11 protein-coding genes are annotated in these 16,165 nt (G+C 63.1%); 3 read left to right on the forward strand and 8 right to left on the reverse strand.

Annotated features, from left to right (window positions below):
• Nucleotides 1-37: 37 nt before the first annotated feature.
• The 7 genes from LC298_RS02435 to LC298_RS02465 all read right to left on the reverse strand — a co-directional run bounded on the left by LC298_RS02435 (nucleotide 38) and on the right by LC298_RS02465 (nucleotide 13,021).
• Entirely contained in the window at nucleotides 38-1,669 is a 1,632-nt protein-coding gene (locus tag LC298_RS02435) for an alpha-D-glucose phosphate-specific phosphoglucomutase (protein ID WP_131564989.1), read from the reverse strand.
• Between the two features lie 10 nt (nucleotides 1,670-1,679).
• Nucleotides 1,680-3,590 (reverse strand): 4-alpha-glucanotransferase, encoded by a 1,911-nt coding sequence (malQ, locus tag LC298_RS02440; RefSeq protein ID WP_131564987.1) that lies wholly within the window; start codon nucleotides 3,588-3,590, stop codon nucleotides 1,680-1,682.
• A complete protein-coding gene (glgX, locus tag LC298_RS02445; RefSeq protein WP_131564985.1) occupies nucleotides 3,587-5,677 on the reverse strand; it encodes a glycogen debranching protein GlgX in 2,091 nt (696 codons plus the stop codon). Before glgX ends, malQ begins: the two co-directional genes overlap by 4 nt.
• Entirely contained in the window at nucleotides 5,674-7,107 is a 1,434-nt protein-coding gene (gene glgA, locus LC298_RS02450; RefSeq protein ID WP_131564983.1) for a glycogen synthase GlgA, read from the reverse strand. Before glgA ends, glgX begins: the two co-directional genes overlap by 4 nt.
• Complete coding sequence (gene glgC / locus LC298_RS02455) at nucleotides 7,104-8,366, reverse strand: glucose-1-phosphate adenylyltransferase (RefSeq protein ID WP_131564982.1); 1,263 nt, start codon at nucleotides 8,364-8,366, stop codon at nucleotides 7,104-7,106. Before glgC ends, glgA begins: the two co-directional genes overlap by 4 nt.
• A 19-nt stretch (nucleotides 8,367-8,385) precedes the next feature.
• On the reverse strand, nucleotides 8,386-10,584 hold the full coding sequence (gene glgB, locus LC298_RS02460; protein WP_199223172.1) for a 1,4-alpha-glucan branching protein GlgB: 2,199 nt from the start codon (nucleotides 10,582-10,584) through the stop codon (nucleotides 8,386-8,388).
• A 64-nt stretch (nucleotides 10,585-10,648) separates the two neighbouring features.
• Nucleotides 10,649-13,021, reverse strand: coding sequence for a glycogen/starch/alpha-glucan phosphorylase (locus LC298_RS02465; RefSeq protein WP_131564980.1), 2,373 nt, complete (start codon nucleotides 13,019-13,021; stop codon nucleotides 10,649-10,651).
• A 240-nt stretch (nucleotides 13,022-13,261) separates the two neighbouring features.
• On the opposite strand from LC298_RS02465, the gene LC298_RS02470 reads away from it, so the two are divergent.
• Nucleotides 13,262-13,891, forward strand: a complete 630-nt coding sequence (locus tag LC298_RS02470; protein WP_131564978.1) for a ribonuclease D — start codon at nucleotides 13,262-13,264, stop codon at nucleotides 13,889-13,891.
• Between the two features lie 19 nt (nucleotides 13,892-13,910).
• On the forward strand, nucleotides 13,911-14,603 hold the full coding sequence (locus LC298_RS02475; RefSeq protein WP_131564976.1) for an HAD family hydrolase: 693 nt from the start codon (nucleotides 13,911-13,913) through the stop codon (nucleotides 14,601-14,603).
• Between the two features lie 6 nt (nucleotides 14,604-14,609).
• Here the strand turns inward: LC298_RS02475 and LC298_RS02480 are convergent, their stop codons facing one another.
• The gene (locus LC298_RS02480; protein ID WP_131564975.1) at nucleotides 14,610-14,951 is read right to left on the reverse strand and encodes a DUF6665 family protein; all 342 of its coding nucleotides are present in this window, start codon (nucleotides 14,949-14,951) and stop codon (nucleotides 14,610-14,612) included.
• Nucleotides 14,952-15,138: 187 nt separating this feature from the next.
• Here LC298_RS02480 and LC298_RS02485 point away from each other — a divergent pair, with 187 nt between their 5' ends.
• The gene (locus LC298_RS02485) at nucleotides 15,139-16,116 is read left to right on the forward strand and encodes an SDR family oxidoreductase (protein ID WP_131564973.1); all 978 of its coding nucleotides are present in this window, start codon (nucleotides 15,139-15,141) and stop codon (nucleotides 16,114-16,116) included.
• The last annotated feature ends 49 nt before the right edge of the window (nucleotides 16,117-16,165 follow it).

The raw sequence follows: 16,165 nt of genomic DNA on the forward strand, positions 1-16,165 counted from the left end.
AAGTGGGATAGCCCCGAGCCTCCAACACCGCTCCTCGCTATGTACGGACATCGGGCTCGCTGCGCCCGGTGTGCTCACGGATGCCCGCGATGGCCTCTGCGGCGGCGATGACATCGCCGAGCGCCTCTTGCGCGTCGCGGTTCATGCGCGCCGGATCGGTCTCAACCGTTTCCAAATAAACGCGAAGCGTCGCACCGACGGTGCCGGTGCCGGAAAGCCGGAAAACGGCGCGAGACCCATCCGAAAAACCAATCCGAATGCCCTGGCCTTCCGAACGCGAGCCGTCGATCGGGTCGTCATAGGCGAATTCGTCTGCCGCCTCGACTGTCCGTCCCGAAAACGTCTTTCCGGGCAGTTCGGCCAGGCTGTTTCGAAGCACGGTCATCATTCCGCCCGCGCGGTTCGCATCGACGCCCTCATAATCGTGCCGGGAATAGTAATTGCGCCCGTAAGTGCGCCAGTGCTCGTTCATGATCTCGGCGACCGGCTGCTTGCGCGCCGCAAGAATGTTGAGCCACAAAAGAACGGCCCAAAGCCCATCCTTCTCGCGGACATGGTCGGAGCCCGTTCCCGCGCTCTCCTCGCCGCAGAGCGTCGCTTTTCCGGCATCGAGAAGGTTGCCGAAGAATTTCCAGCCGGTCGGCGTCTCGTAGCAATCGAGCCCTTTGGCCTCCGCCACGCGATCGAGGGCCCGGCTCGTCGGCATGGAACGCGCGACTCCCTTCAGTCCGCCGGCGTATCCCGGCGCCAGATGCGCATTGGCGGCCAGCACGGCGAGACTGTCGGACGGGGTCACATAGAGCCCACGCCCAACGACCATGTTGCGGTCGCCGTCGCCGTCGGAGGCCGCGCCGAAATCGGGCGCGTCATCGCCGAACATGGCGTCCATCAAATCCTTCGCCCAGATCGGGTTCGGATCGGGATGGCCGCCGCCGAAATCCGGCAACGGAACCGCGTTCACCACACTCCCGAAAGACGCGCCCAGATCGCCCTCCAGAAGCGCCTTCGCATAGGGGCCCGTCACCGCGTGCATGGCGTCGAACCTGATCGAGAACCCGGATGCGAGAAGCGATCGGATTGCGCCGAAGTCGAACAGCTCGCGCATGAGGGCCGCGTAGTCCGCAACGGGATCCACGATCTCGATCTCCATGCCGGCAAGTTCCGTCACTCCCGGCTTCGATAGATCTACATCTTGGGTTTCGATGATCTCGTAGGAGCTGATCGATTTGGTCGCCTCGAAAATACGGTTGGTGACGTCCTCCGGCGCCGGGCCGCCGTTCGGCGTATTGAACTTGACGCCGAAATCCTCATCAGCGCCGCCGGGATTGTGGCTTGCTGACATGATGATGCCGCCATCGGTCTTGCGCATGCGGATGAGGTTGGAGGCGGCCGGCGTCGACAACAGCGCACTTTGCCCGACAATAATCTTCCGGGCGCCGGACGCGGCGGCCATGCGCAGGATCACCTGCGCGGCACGGTCGTTGAAGTAGCGTCCGTCGCCACCCAAAACGAGCGTCTTCCCGGCGACACCGCCGATCCCCTGCCAGATCGCCTCGATGAAGTTTTCGAGATAATGCGCGCCCATGAAGACCCGCGTCTTCTTTCGCAGGCCAGACGTGCCCGGCTTCTGGTCGTCGATGGGTTCGGATTGAATCGTGATGCGCTGCATGGCCTCTCTCCTATCGTCCGGCCTTCTTCATTATCTCCGCCGTGACGGCGAGACGATCGTCGTCGGCGAATTCGGACGCCTTCAGCGGCAGTCTTCTTCGCCAATTCGGATGCTCCAGCACGGTGCCAGGCAGGTTCGCCTGCTCCTCCAGCCCGAAGATATCCTCGATTTGGGCGGCTGCCAGAACCGAGGAAGTTCTTGCCAGGAAACGATGCATCGCCTCGGCCTTCCCGTCTGAGCTTCCCACAACGGCGTCAAAAGCGGAAACGTCGGCCTGTCGCTGCGCCATTTCGGTTTCCGGGAAAGCGCTTCGCGCGCCGGAGAGCCGGTGACGCCACGCGATATCGGCGCCCTTCCGCCAGCCGCGCCATGTCGGCAGATCGTGCGACCCGAACGAGGCAAGCGCGTGCTCCGCATAATCATCCGGCGGGAGGAATGCTGCCGAATCCTCCCACTCGCGCTCGAACATGGCGACCCGGCACCCGAGGATGCCGGAGGCCTCGAGATCGGCCCGAAGCCCTTCCGGGATATTGCCGAGGTCCTCGCCCACAATGCTGGCGCCGGCACGAGCAGCCTCGATCCGGACAACCGCCAGCATCGCCTTCTTGGGCATGTTCACATATAGACCGGGCAATCCGTCCGGCGACCAAAAGGTCCGCTCAAAGCCGAGAATGTGATCGACCCGCAAGAGCCCGCAGAAGGTCAGTTGCCGGCGAAGCGTTTCGGCGAGAACGGCAAATCCGTCCCGAACCAGCGCCCGCGGCGACAGCGGCGTGACCCCCCACACCTGCCCATCAGGAGAAAACGCGTCGGGCGGTGCGCCAAGCGAAACACCCCGCGCGAACATTGCCGGATCCATCCAGGTCTCTGCGCCGGCCGGGTGCGTGCCCACGGCGAGATCGAGATACAGTCCGTGGCGCATTCCGGCCTCGCACGCGGCGCGATGGGCGTCGGAAAGCTGGGTCTCCGCCTGCCACTGCAGCCAAGCGTGGAAGCGCACATCCTCGGCATGCTTCGCGACGAAACGGCTGACGGCGGGACTTGCGATGTCGCGGTATTCGGCGGGCCAGTCCGGCCAGTAAGGCCCGAACGCGTCGGAAAGCACCTGATGAGCCGAAAAACGCGACATTAGCGCGCCGCGCTCGTGCAGCCACTGCTTGAAGTCGTGTTTCTCGCCGCCTTCGCGCCAGCCGGCGAACCGCTTTTCCTGAGCGGCGCGCTTCGAGACCAGAGCCGTCTCATAGTCGACTAACGGCTTGTCAGAACACACCGGTTCGCCGGTGATCCCGATATGGGAAGTATTGAAATGCCTGCGGCTGGACGGCGCGTAGGGGCTGAAATTGAGCGGATCCAGCGGGAAACCGGAATGGACGGGATTTACGCCGACGAAGGATGCGCCCCGCGAGGCCAGGGCCCGCGCCGCCCGTTCGAGATCGCGATATGTGCCGATGCCGCCCCCATGTTCCGGAAGAAGGCCATAAAGCGGAAGGGTGACGCCCCAGGCGCGGTCCGGGGTTGGCAACCGGTCCGGGACGGCCAGAAGGGTGGTCTCGTGACCGTCCTCGAGCGTCAGCCGATGCCGCCCGACGGGCAGTGCGTCGAGAGCGACTTCGCGTTCGGCGCGCCCTTCGCGGATTTCACCGCTCTCGAGTTCGAGGCGCCATTGACCGGCGTCCCCGCCAGTTGCCGGCAGCCGGAGAGGTTCGCCGTCGCGCACTACGATCCATGCAGCAAGTCTTCGCCGCGCCTCCTCGGCGTCGAGCGCTACCAGTTGCTCGCCCGCCTCTGCGTCGGTCGCCGCACGGAACCCAAGCGCCGCGAGGACCGCCCGCCTGCTCTCGACCGGCGCCTCGCACATACAGCCGGCGCCGTCCTTGAACCGCCAGACCAATCCGGCCCTCGCGGCAAGGGCATCGATCACTCCGGCGTCTCCAGCACCAGGAGCACGACGGAGTCCGCGGCGACCGAAAGTGTGCCGGATTCGATCTTCGCCGGCTCGCGGTTCGGCTCGGCGGTATCCAGATGCACACACCACTTCTGGCCTTCGGGTGTGCCCGGCACCACCACGTCCGCTTCCGGCCCTGCATTGAACACCGCGAAGAGCGCATATTCGAGAGCCGCGTATGGCGGCGTGCCGGACGCGGTGCGGAGCTCGACGCAAAGGAGCTTCAATTCAGGATCGTTCCAGTCGTCCTCGCGCATGGGATCGCCATCTGCTCTGCGCCAAAACAGGTCTTCCTTCCCGTCCAGCGCCCGTTCCCGGCTGTGCAGGAAGAGCTTTTGCCGCAAAACCGGATGCTTCTTGCGGAACGCGATCAGCCGCCGCGTGAATTGAAGAAACGCGTCATCGGCGCTTTCCCAATCAATCCAGCTCGTCTCGTTGTCCTGGCAATAGGCGTTGTTGTTGCCGCCCTGGGTGTGTCCGACTTCGTCTCCGGCGAGAATCATGGGCGTTCCCTGCGCCAGCAGCAGCGTCGCCATCATGTTGCGCCGCCGGCGCGCGCGCGCAGCGTTCACCGCCTCGTCGCCGGTCTCGCCTTCTTCGCCCATATTGTCGGAGAAGTTCTCGCTGTGGCCGTCGGCGTTCTCCTCGCCGTTCGCCTCGTTGTGTTTCTCGTTATAGGAAACGACGTCCCGCAGCGTGAAACCGTCATGGGCGGCGATGAAGTTGACCGAGGCCGTTGCCGGGCGTCCCGAATGATCGAACTGCAGGGCCGACCCGGTCAACCTGTCGGCAAGATCGGGCGTCATGCCGGGATCGCCGCGCCAGAACCGCCGAATACCGTCGCGGAAACGGTCGTTCCACTCCAGAAAAGGCGGCGGAAAGGCCCCGAGCTGATAGCCGCCCGGCCCAATATCCCACGGTTCGGCGATAAGCTTGGTCCTTGCCAGCGTCGGATCCTGCCGGATGGCGTCGAAGAATGCCGCGCCGCGATCGAAGCCTGCGTCGGTTCGCCCCAGGGTCGAACATAGATCGAAGCGAAACCCGTCGACATGCATGATTTCGGCCCAATACCGCAGGGAGTCCATGACCATCCGCAGAACCATGGGATGATCGACATTCAGCGTGTTTCCGGTGCCCGTATCGTTGATATAGAAACGCGGGTCCTCCGCGAGCCGGTAATAGCTGCGATTGTCAAGCCCGCGGAAAGCAAGGGTCGGGCCGAGTTCGCTGCCTTCGCATGTGTGGTTGTAGACCACGTCCATCAGCACTTCGATGCCGGCGGCGTGAAATCTGGCGACCATCGCCTGAAATTCGGCGATATCACCCTCGTGCAGATAACGCGGGTCAGGCGCAAAGAAGCCCAGTGTCTGGTATCCCCAATAGTTCGTCAGACCCTTTTCGACAAGAAACCGGTCGTTGAGAAAGGCCTGGGACGGAAGCAACTCGATCGCGGTGATGCCAAGCTTGACGAGATGGTCCAGCATCGGCTCCGACGATAGACCGAGGAACGTTCCTTGCGGGGCGGCGTCGGGATGGCGCATCGTCATACCCTTCACATGCGCCTCATAGATCACGGTGTCCGCGATCGCCCTATCGGGGGATACACCTTCGCCCCAGGAAAAGGCGGGATCAACGACCACCGACTTTGGCATGCAGGGTGCGCTATCGCGCGTGTCGAAACTGAGGTCGCCGCGCTTGGAAGCGACGTCATAGCCCATCAGAGCGTCCGACCAGTCGGGATGGCCGGTGAGCCGCTTTGCATAGGGGTCGATCAGCAGCTTGTTCGGGTTGAATCGGTGACCCTCGGCCGGCTGATAGGGCCCGTGGGCGCGGTAACCGTACAACTGTCCCGGACGGAGACCGGGAACATATCCGTGCCACACGTCGCCGTCGCGCTCGGGCAGGTCGATCCGCGCGACTTCCTTTTCACCCTGGTCGTCGAAGAGGCAAAGTGTCATTCGGTGCGCATGTTCGGAGAACACCGCGAAGTTGACGCCGTCGCCATCGAAGGTCGCGCCGACGGGCGCCGCCCTGCCGGCGGCGATCTCGAACTCGTTTGTCATTCAACTGATCCGATTTTTTCGTAGAGCGCGGCATATCGGGGTGCGGAAGCTCCCCAGCCGACATGCTGTTTCATAGCCTTGCGCTGCATCCGGCTCCACACCTTTCTTTGGGCGAAAAGGTCGCACAGACGCGTCATCGCGCCGGTCAGTTCCTGGGCCGTCACGGGATAAAACTGGATGCCTGTTGCGACACCCGCCGAGAGTGCCGCATCGTTTGCATTGATGACCGTGTCGGCCAGTCCGCCGGTCAGCGCCACCACCGGAACGGTTCCGTAACGAAGGCCGTAAAGCTGGGTCAGTCCGCAAGGCTCGAACCGCGAGGGGATGACGATCGCATCGCCGCCGCCGATCATGCGATGCGAAAGCGCCTCGTCATAGCCGATCCGCACACCGACATTGGGGTAATCCCTGGCGGCCTCGAGCCAGGCCGTCTCCAGTGCCTTGTCGCCTGATCCGAGAAGCGCCAGCCTGCCGCCACGGCCGCAGTAGGCGGGCAGCGCCTCTAGAAGCAGATCGAGGCCCTTTTGTTCGGTCAGGCGCGAGACGACCACCGCCAGCGGCCCGTCACCGGGCGGCAGATCAAATTCTTCGGCAAGTGCGAGCGTATTGGCGGCCTTGCGCTTCGGCGTTCTGTAGCCGGCTATCTCCTTGTCGGTCTCGGGGTTCCAGACAGTTTCGTCGATGCCGTTCAGTATCCCGACCAGATCGGCCGCACGCGCGCGCAGCACGCCATCCAGCCCCATGCCGAATTGCGGGCGCATGAGTTCGCGGGCGTAGGTCGGACTGACCGTGGAAAGCATATCGGCATAGACCAGCCCGGCCTTTAGCGCGTTGATCTTGCCGTAATATTCGAAGCCTTCGTGGGTGAAGCCCCACTCGGGAAGATTCAAGGCTTCGAGTTTCTCCGCAGGTGCAAGTCCGTGAAAGGCGATGTTGTGGACCGTCAGCAAGGTCGCCACCTCTCCGGTGGCTCCCAGGGCGCGCAGATAGACGGGAACAAGCGCCGCCTGCCAGTCATGCAGGTGCAGCACCTCTGGTTTCCATCCCGCCGCCCCGTCAACCGCAATTTCCGCCGCGACCCGGCTCAGCGCCGCGAAACGCTCCGGATTGTCGGGCCAGTCGAGACCGTCCGGCCCGAGATAGATCGAGCCGGGACGGTCAAAGAGATGCGGCGCGTCCAGGACAAGCATGTCGAGGCCGCGCGTCTTTCCGGCAAGAACCCGCGCCGGGCCGCCCATCAGGTCGGCATCGTGCCAGACCTCCGTCACCCGTTTCAACGCCTTCATGACCGCGGGATATCCGGGCAGCAGCGTGCGCATGTGCCACCCTTCGGCGGCAAGAGCGGAAGGCAGGGCTCCGGCGACATCGGCAAGCCCGCCTGTCTTGACGAGCGGGGCGCACTCCGACGCCACCGACAGGACCTTCCTCATCCGGCTTCTCTCCGGTCAAGCATGTCCTGGGTGATGAGGGTCACTCCCCCTTCGGTCACGCGGAACCATTTCGCATCTTCCTCGGGGTCCTCGCCCACGACGAGGCGCTCGGGAATCTGCACCCCGCGATCGATCACGACATTCTTCAACCGGGCGTGGCGGCCGACATTCACATAGGGCAGCAGCACCGCGCCCTCGAGCGAGGCGTAGGAGTTGGTGTGCACCTGTGTGAACAGCAGCGAATCGCGGATGGATGTTCCCGAGATGATGCATCCGCCCGACACCAGGCTCGATACCGCGGTGCCGCGCCGGTCCTCCTCGTCGTGCACGAATTTCGCCGGCGGCACGCTTTCCGAATAGGTCCAGATCGGCCATTGCCGGTCCCAGAGATCGAGTTCGGGGGTAAAGTCGCACAGATCTATGTTGGCCTTCCAGAAGGCGTCCACGGTTCCCACGTCGCGCCAGTAAACCGGGGCATCCGGGGAATGTCGCACGCAGCTGTCGGAGAAACGATGCGCTACAGCCTTCCCGTTCCGCACGATCAAGGGAATTATATCTCCGCCGAAATCGTGTTTCGAATTCGGGTCTTCCGCGTCGTCGATGAGCAACTGGCGAAGGAACGGCCATGAGAAAACATAGATTCCCATCGACGCCAGCGTGACGTTCGGATCGTCGGGCGTGCCGGGTGGATCCTTCGGCTTTTCGAGAAAGCTGGTTATCCGGCTCGACTTGTCGATCGCCATCACCCCGAAGGCGGAGGCCTCCTCGCGCGGTACGGTGAGACAACCGACGGTGACGTCCGCACCGCTTTCGACATGCTGACGCAGCATGACTTCGTAATCCATCTTGTAGATATGATCACCCGCCAGGATGAGGACGAAATCGACATCATAACTGTCGACAATGTCGATGTTCTGCGTAACCGCGTCAGCCGTCCCCATGTACCACTTGTTCTCGGCTACCCTTTGCGAGGCCGGCAGAATGTCGAGATATTCGTTGCGCTCGGCGCGGAAGAAGCTCCATCCGCGCTGACAATGGCGGATCAGCGAGTGCGCCTTGTACTGGGTAGCAATCGCCATCTTGCGAATACCGGAATTGAGCGCGTTCGACAGGGCGAAATCGATGATGCGTGTCTTTCCGCCGAAATACACGGCGGGCTTGGCGCGTTTGTCGGTCAACTCCATCAACCGGCTGCCGCGCCCCCCCGCCAGCACGAAGGCCATGCTTCGGCTGGAGAGCCTCGTTACGGGCGTATTCATCAGTCCTCCCTGCGTGTTGTCAGTCCTCGTATGTCAGAATGATCGTGGACAATGGCGGCAACGTCACTCGTGCCGATGCCGGCTGCCCGTGGCTCTCCTCCTGCCTTGCAATAATGCCGCCCATATTGCCGCGGTTCCCGCCGCCATAGATTTCGGCATCGCTGTTGATCGCCTCGCGCCAGCGGCCCGGGCTCGGCAAGCCGCACAGCCAGTCGCGCCGTTCCACCGGCGTGAAATTGCAGATCACAACAGCCGGCTGGTCCTGCGGCCCGCCACGCCTGATCCATGCATAGACCGAGTTCTCGGCATCGTTCGCCTCGATCCACTGAAACCCGTCGGCGTCGCAATCCTTGACGTGCAGGGCCGGCGTCGCCCGGTAAAGGGTATTGAGATCGCGAACATAACGCTGAATCCCCTTGTGTGCCGGCCGTTCGGCGATTTCCCAAGGGACTTCACCCGACTGTTGCCATTCCCCAGGCTGGGCGAATTCACACCCCATGAAAAGAAGCTTCTTTCCCGGATGGCCCCACATGAACCCGTAATAGGCGCGCAGATTGGCAAAGCGTTCCCAGTCGTTACCCGGCATACGGTCGAGCATCGAACCCTTGCCGTGAACGACCTCGTCGTGGCTGATCGGCAGAATGAAATTCTCCGAAAACGCGTAATGGAGGCCGAACGTCATCTGATGATGATGATGCTTGCGGTAAACCGGCTCGCGCTGAATATAATTCAGCGTGTCGTTCATCCAGCCCATGTTCCATTTGTAGCCGAAGCCCAGGCCGCCCGTGTCGACGGGGCGCGAAACGCCCGGAAAGCTCGTACTTTCCTCGGCCACGGTCATGATACCGCCCACCTCCCCATAAACGGTCGTGTTCATGCGCTGGAGCATGGAGATGGCTTCGAGATTCTCACGCCCGCCATGGATGTTGGGCACCCATTCGCCTTCCTTGCGCGAATAGTCGCGGTAGAGCATCGAAGCGACCGCATCCACCCGGAGGCCATCGACGTGGTACTCCTCGAGCCAGTAGAGCGCGTTGGAGATCAGGTAGTTGGAGACCTCGACGCGTCCGTAATTGTAGATCAGCGTGTTCCAGTCCTGATGGAAACCCTCGCGCGGATCGGCGTGCTCGTAGAGCGCCGTTCCGTCGAACCGGGCGAGACCGTGAACGTCCGAGGGGAAATGGCCCGGAACCCAATCCAGAAGGACACCAATGCCGCGCTTGTGCGCCGCCTCGACCAGATCGCGGAACTCATGAGGCGGTCCGTGGCGGATGGTCGGCGCGTAGAGCCCCACAGGCTGATAGCCCCAGGAGCCGTCGAACGGATGCTCGCTGAGCGGCAGGAACTCGATGTGCGTGAAGCCCATTTCGTCGACATAGTCGACAAGATCCTCGGCCGCCTCCTTGTAGGAAAGCATGCGCCCACCCTCCTCGTGGCGCCGCCTCCACGAGCCGAGATGAACTTCGTAGACGGATATCGGCGCGGTTCTGGCGTTGCGGCCCCTGCGCTCCTCCATCCACTTGGCGTCCTTCCAGCCATAGCCGGATATGTCGCGGACGATGGAGGCCGTTTCGGGCGGGTGTTGCGAACCGAAGCCGACCGGATCGGCCTTGAGCGGCAACAAGCCATCCGGTCCAACGATCTCGTATTTGTAGGCGGCGCCCTCGCCGACACCCGGCAGGAATATCTCCCACACGCCTGTCGATCCCCTGCGGCGCATGACATGCCTGCGCCCGTCCCAGGAATTGAAGTCGCCTACCACGGAGACCCGCCTTGCGTTGGGCGCCCAGACCGCGAAATGGGTCCCGCGGGTTCCTTCGTGTTCGATCACATGGGCGCCGAGGGCGGTCCACAACCGGCGATGCGTGCCTTCGCCGATCAGGTACTCATCCACCTCGCCTATGACCGGGCCGAAGCGATATGGGTCATCGTAGGTGTGGGCGTCGCCACCGGATCTGCTTCGCAGGCGATAGGGTCCCTCGGGTATTTCGCCGGAAAATATCTCGGGCTCCTCCGCAAGCGGGGCAAGATCGAACGCCTTTCCGCCGACGAGAGCGCTCAGGCTTCCGGCGCCCGGAGCGAAGGCCACCACGACCGTCTTCTTGCCGATGCGCCGCGGCCCCAGAACCGAGAACAGATCGTCGTGTTCGCCCTGCGCGATCCGGTGCGCAGTTTGCGGGGAGACGACCTCCTTGCTCGGCATTTTCTGGGCTCTCATTCCGGCAAGCGTATTATCCCCGGGAGGAATAGCAACCGGATTTCTCGTTTCCGGCAGCTCGGCGTCAAAGCGCCGAACGTGCCATCCAGATGTCGTTCATGTATCCGCGGATCGTCCGGTCCGAGGAGAACCAGCCGCTTCTTGCGGTATTAAGCGCTGCCTTTTGGTTCCACTCGTCCCGGTTGCGGTAGGCCGCGTCGACCTCGCGCTGCTTGTCGTAATAGGACGAGAAATCGGAGCAGACGAGGAAGTAGTCGGCGCCGCGAAGGTTCTGCGCGATGTCGCGATAACGTTCGGGATCGTCCATCGTGAAGACGCCGTCTTCGATGTCGCCTATGGCCCGGGCCAGTTCCGGACTTTCGGCGATCGCCTTTTCCGCGTGGTTCGCGACGGTGCGGCGGGCGACGACTTCCGGCGCCGTCATGCCGAACAGGAAGAAGTTCTCGGCGCCCACCCGCTCGCGGATTTCGACGTTGGCGCCGTCGAGCGTGCCGATCGTCAGCGCGCCGTTAAGCGCGAACTTCATGTTGCCGGTGCCGGACGCCTCCTTGCCCGCCGTTGATATCTGCTCGGACAGATCGGCGGCCGGGATCAGCCGCTCCGCCAGCGAGACATTGTAGTTGGGAAGATAGACGATCTTCAGGAAGCGGCTGGTGACCGGATCGTCGTTCACCATCCGGGCGACGTCATTGACCAGGTGGATGATCTTCTTGGCAAAGACGTAGCCGGGCGCGGCCTTGCCCGCGAAAATCTTTACCCGCGGAGTCCAGTCGCGGTCCGGATTCTCCTGGATGGCGCGCCAGTATGCGATCGTCTCCAGGATGTTCAGGTGCTGGCGCTTGTATTCGTGAATGCGCTTGATCTGGATGTCGAACATCGCATCGGGATCGATCTCGACCCCTTCGGTCTCGCGGACGAAGCGCGCGAGCTCACGCTTGTTGCTCGCCTTCGCCTCGGCGAAGGCCTCGCGGAACCCGTTGTCCTCGATATGCGATTCCAGTTCGGAGAGCCGCTCGAGATCATCGACCCAGCCATTGCCGATCGTGTCGTCGATGAGACGGCTCAGACCCGGGTTGGAGGAGAGCAGCCAACGGCGCGGCGTGACGCCGTTGGTCTGGTTGACGATGCGGTCGGGATGCAGCCGGTTTAGTTCGGCGAACACGGTCTCCTTCATAAGACCGGTATGGAGCGCCGACACGCCGTTCACCTTGTGGGCCATCATGAAGGACAATTCGCCCATCTTGACCTCGCCGTCCTCGATCGCCGTTACCTTGCGGCCGGGGTTGGCCTTGGCATGCGCCTGGTCAATGCGCTCGATCAATTGCATGTGGCGGGGCAGGAGCGAGGCCATCAACTCCTCCGGCCAGCGTTCCAGCGCCTCGGGCATGAGCGTATGGTTGGTGTAGGACAGACAGCCGCGCGCAGCCTGTTCCGCGTCTTCGAAAGGCAGGCCCTTCTCGTCATGAAGCAGGCGCACCAGCTCCGGCCCGGCGATCGCCGGATGGGTGTCGTTTAACTGGATCGCCACCTTTTCCGGCATTGCGCGCAGATCGTCATGTTCGCTCAGGTAGCGGCGCACGACGTCCCGCAGCGACGAGGCGGTGAAGAAATATTCCTGCTTGAGTCGCAGCGCCTTGCCCTGCTCTGTGGTGTCGTCGGGGTAGAGAACGCGGGAGATCGTGCGGGCGAGAGCCTCGGGCGCGGCCGCCCCGACATAATCGCCGCGGTTGAAGCTTTCGAGGTCGAAGGCGCGGACCGGCTTCGCCGACCATAACCGCAGCGTATTGGCCCACCGGCCCTGCCAGCCGACGATCGGTGTGTCGTAGGCCGCCGCGACGACCATTTCGTCCGGACGCCACACGGCTCGCCGTCCGCTTTCGTCGACCGAACCGCCAAACCCGATCTCGAACGCCGCTTCAGGGCGCTGGAATTCCCAGGCGTGCGGCTGCAGGAGCCAGTCCTCCGGTTCTTCGACCTGGCGCCCGTCCACGAATGACTGCCGGAACAATCCGTGTTCGTAGCGGATGCCGTACCCATAGGCGGGGCAGCCGATCGTCGACAGGGAATCGAGAAAGCAGGCCGCGAGCCGGCCGAGCCCGCCATTGCCGAGCGCCGCATCGGGTTCGTTCTCCAGCACCTCGGTGAAATCCACACCGAGATCCGCAAATGCGTCGCGTGCGGTCTCGAGCAGGCCCAGATTGACGATCGCGTCCTCCAGCAGGCGTCCGATCAGGAACTCCATCGACAGATAATAGACGCGCTTGTGGCCCCCGGCGTATGTCTTGCGGGTGGCGTCGAACCACGGATCGACGATCCGGTCGCGCACCGCCAGCGAGAGCGCCATCCGCCAGTCCCGTATATGTGCGTGCTCGGGATCCTTGCCGAACGAGTAGGTCAGATGGCGCAGCATGTCTGCGCGCAAGTCGGCGTGTGTCATGGTATGTCCTCCGTCAGGACGGGCGAGCGTGGTGGAAGGATTATGGGCGGCGCGGCACCAATGCGGATTCAACCGATTGTATCGTGTATTACCAGTTCATTCGCAACAAACATTCACTGTTATCAAAAGGTTCCCCGGCGCCATCGCCGCTTCCTGATTCGCACTCCGCACCGGCGCGCTTGCGTTGATGAACCGTCGAACCTACAAGGCGCGAGGTTTCGGAAACGGGAAAAGTGAAAGATGGCCGACAACAACATCCGGTTGCATCACGGGGATCTCTCAGCGGACGCGCTCGCGCGCTACGGCGCCCGGGTCGCGATCGATACGGAGACGCTCGGCCTCAATCCGCATCGCGACCGGCTATGCGTGGTCCAGCTGTCGCCGGGCGACGGAAGCGCGGACGTGATACAAATCGCTCAAGGCCAGACGGATGCGCCGAATCTGGTCAAACTGCTTGGCGATGCCGGCAAGACGAAGATTTTCCATTTCGGACGCTTCGACATCGCCGTGCTCAAACATGCGTTCGGCGTGTCCGCATCTCCGATCTTCTGCACCAAGATCGCCTCGCGGCTGACGCGCACCTACACCGACCGGCACAGCCTGAAGGACCTGACCAGGGAACTGATCGGCATCGATCTTTCCAAGCAGCAGCAATCGTCGGACTGGGCGGCCGAGACGCTGACCGACGCCCAGCTCGAATATGCGGCGTCCGACGTGCTGCACCTGCACGCCCTGATGGACGCCCTCGTGGCGCGGCTCGAGCGGGAAGGCCGCACCGCCATCGCCCGGGCCTGCTTCGAGTTCCTCCCGACGCGAGCCGAACTCGATCTGGCCGGATGGCCGGAAGCCGACATCTTCGCCCATTCCTGATCCGAAACCGGCCCGCGCCATGCAGAAGCCGTTGCTCATCTTCGATTGCGACGGGGTCCTGATCGACTCCGAGGCGATTTATCTCGACGTCGAGTTCGCCTTCCTTGAAGGCAAGGGCGTGCGGGTCGACCGGGAATGGTATGTACGGGAATTTCTCGCGCTGGCGCAGGATTTGTGGCGCGCAAAACTCTCCGATCTCGTCGCTGAGCACACCGGAAACCCGATGAGCGATAACGAATACACCGCGCTCAAGGCGGAGTCCCGGCGGCGCGTGGCCGAGGAAGTCCGGACGATCGCGGGGGTCGAAACACTGCTCGAACGCCTGAAGGCGACCCGATGCGTCGCCTCGAGCACGCAACTGCCGTTCCTCGGTCCCAAGTTGGAGCGGGCGGGCCTCGCGCGGTATTTCGGAGACGGAGTCTACTCGGGCGACATGGTCGAGAACGGAAAACCCGCCCCGGACCTGTTCCAACATGCCGCGTCCGAAATGGGTTACCGGGCGGACGACTGCATCGTGGTCGAGGACAGCGCCAACGGCGTGCGCGGAGGCAAGGCGGCGGGCCATCACGTCATCGGGTTCACCGGCGGGACGCACTGCCTCGGCAACCACGCCGAACTCTTGCGCGGCGCAGGCGCCGACATCGTGGTTTCGAGCCACGTCGAACTCGCCGAATGGCTGGCGGAAAACACCGGGGCCTTCGACGCCCGCTAACGCCGCCTACCTCTCCGGAGGCCGCGCGCCGACGCGGTTGAGCACCTCCTTTGGGATGTCGTAGGCGGCGAACAGGTGGTGATCGCTCTTAAGCCCGAGATAGTCGCGCTGGATGAACATCACCCACGCCCGGTCGGCGGCCTCCTGCAACAATTCCTCGCGGTCTCGGTTCGAGCCCGGCGTGGCGTCGTGCCGGCGGATGGCTTCCAGCGCCTCTTCCAGCTTGCGGCCGATCCGTCCGAGCGCCTCGGCGGTCTCGGCCATTGCCTCGTAGGCAAGCGCATCGAGCCCGGCATTTGCGCCGGAAGCACTGGCGCGGCTGAAGGAACGGGGAGGTCGCAGCGACATGATCCATCCGTGTTGTTTCACGCAATCTGGGAACCGCCCACCTTCCGGTCAACCGAGAGCCGGCGCAAAAACATCTTTGCAGGTGCGCTGGAACGAATGACGGCTCGCGGGGATTGTTTGCAGACCGGACAGGTTCGATCGTTCCCAGTGCCGATCGGGCCTCGCCACCAGCAACGGAGTTCATGTCATGGGTACGAAAACGAGCAAATCCGTCCGCGAGGCGGTCGCGGATCAGAAAGGTATCCAGCAGCAGGTAGACCGGGCCGACGAGCGCAAGTCAGATTCTGACGAAAAGGGGGCGATGCAGGCGGGCGCGCGACGCTATCCCGAACCGCCCTTCCCGCAAGGCCACCAGGAAAAGCCGGGCGCTGAACACGCGCTCGACCCCGAGCCCATGCATGACGCGCCATTCTATATCGGCTCGAAGAAGCTGGACGGAAGGGTCGCGCTTATCACGGGGGGTGATTCAGGTATCGGGCGGGCTGTGGCCGTACTCTTCGCCCGGGAAGGCGCCGACATCGCCATCAGCTATCTCAGCGAGTCCAAAGATGCGGAAGAGACCCGCGAGGCAGTCGAAAGGGAGGGCAAGCGGTGCCTGCTGTTGCCCGGCGACGTTCAAGAGGAGGAGTATTGCCGCAGCGCGGTCGAAAAGACCGTGCAGGAGTTCGGTCAGCTTGACGTTCTCGTCAACAACGCCGCGTTCCAGTATCACGCGTCCGATTTCGAGGATCTCACAACCGATCACTTCGACACGACGATCAAGACGAACCTGTACGGCTATTTCTTCATGTGCAAGGCGGCGGTTCCGCATCTGAAGAACGGTTCCGCCATCATCAACACCGGATCGACCACCGGAATAGACGGGAGCGGCAGGCTCGTCGACTACTCGATGACCAAGGGCGGAATTCACGCTTTCACGAGGGCGCTGTCATCCAATCTCATGGACAAGGGAATCCGCGTCAACGCGGTCGCGCCCGGACCGGTGTGGACACCGCTCAACCCATCGGAACGCCCCAGCGACCAGGTTTCCGAGTTCGGTTCTAAGGCGCCGATGAAGCGGCCCGCGCAGCCGGAGGAAATCGCGCCGGCCTACGTCTTCCTCGCCTCGCCGCACTGCTCCAGCTACATCACCGGAGAGATCCTGCCGATCATCGGCGGCTACTGAGAAAAGAAAAAGGCCGCCGGGAGCTTGCGTCCCGACGGCCTTCCATTTG

The sequence above is a fragment of the Oricola cellulosilytica genome (assembly GCF_019966575.1).
Classification (GTDB): domain Bacteria; phylum Pseudomonadota; class Alphaproteobacteria; order Rhizobiales; family Rhizobiaceae; genus Oricola; species Oricola cellulosilytica.

Coding starts and splice junctions, on each gene's coding strand:
- LC298_RS02485 (WP_131564973.1), top strand. CDS start 15,139: ATGGGTACGAAAACGAGCAAATCCGTCCGCGAGGCGGTCGCGGATCAG.
- glgX (WP_131564985.1), bottom strand. CDS start 5,677: ATGACAAACGAGTTCGAGATCGCCGCCGGCAGGGCGGCGCCCGTCGGC.
- LC298_RS02435 (WP_131564989.1), bottom strand. CDS start 1,669: ATGCAGCGCATCACGATTCAATCCGAACCCATCGACGACCAGAAGCCG.
- LC298_RS02470 (WP_131564978.1), top strand. CDS start 13,262: ATGGCCGACAACAACATCCGGTTGCATCACGGGGATCTCTCAGCGGAC.
- glgA (WP_131564983.1), bottom strand. CDS start 7,107: ATGAGGAAGGTCCTGTCGGTGGCGTCGGAGTGCGCCCCGCTCGTCAAG.
- LC298_RS02475 (WP_131564976.1), top strand. CDS start 13,911: ATGCAGAAGCCGTTGCTCATCTTCGATTGCGACGGGGTCCTGATCGAC.
- glgB (WP_199223172.1), bottom strand. CDS start 10,584: ATGAGAGCCCAGAAAATGCCGAGCAAGGAGGTCGTCTCCCCGCAAACT.
- LC298_RS02465 (WP_131564980.1), bottom strand. CDS start 13,021: ATGACACACGCCGACTTGCGCGCAGACATGCTGCGCCATCTGACCTAC.
- glgC (WP_131564982.1), bottom strand. CDS start 8,366: ATGAATACGCCCGTAACGAGGCTCTCCAGCCGAAGCATGGCCTTCGTG.
- LC298_RS02480 (WP_131564975.1), bottom strand. CDS start 14,951: ATGTCGCTGCGACCTCCCCGTTCCTTCAGCCGCGCCAGTGCTTCCGGC.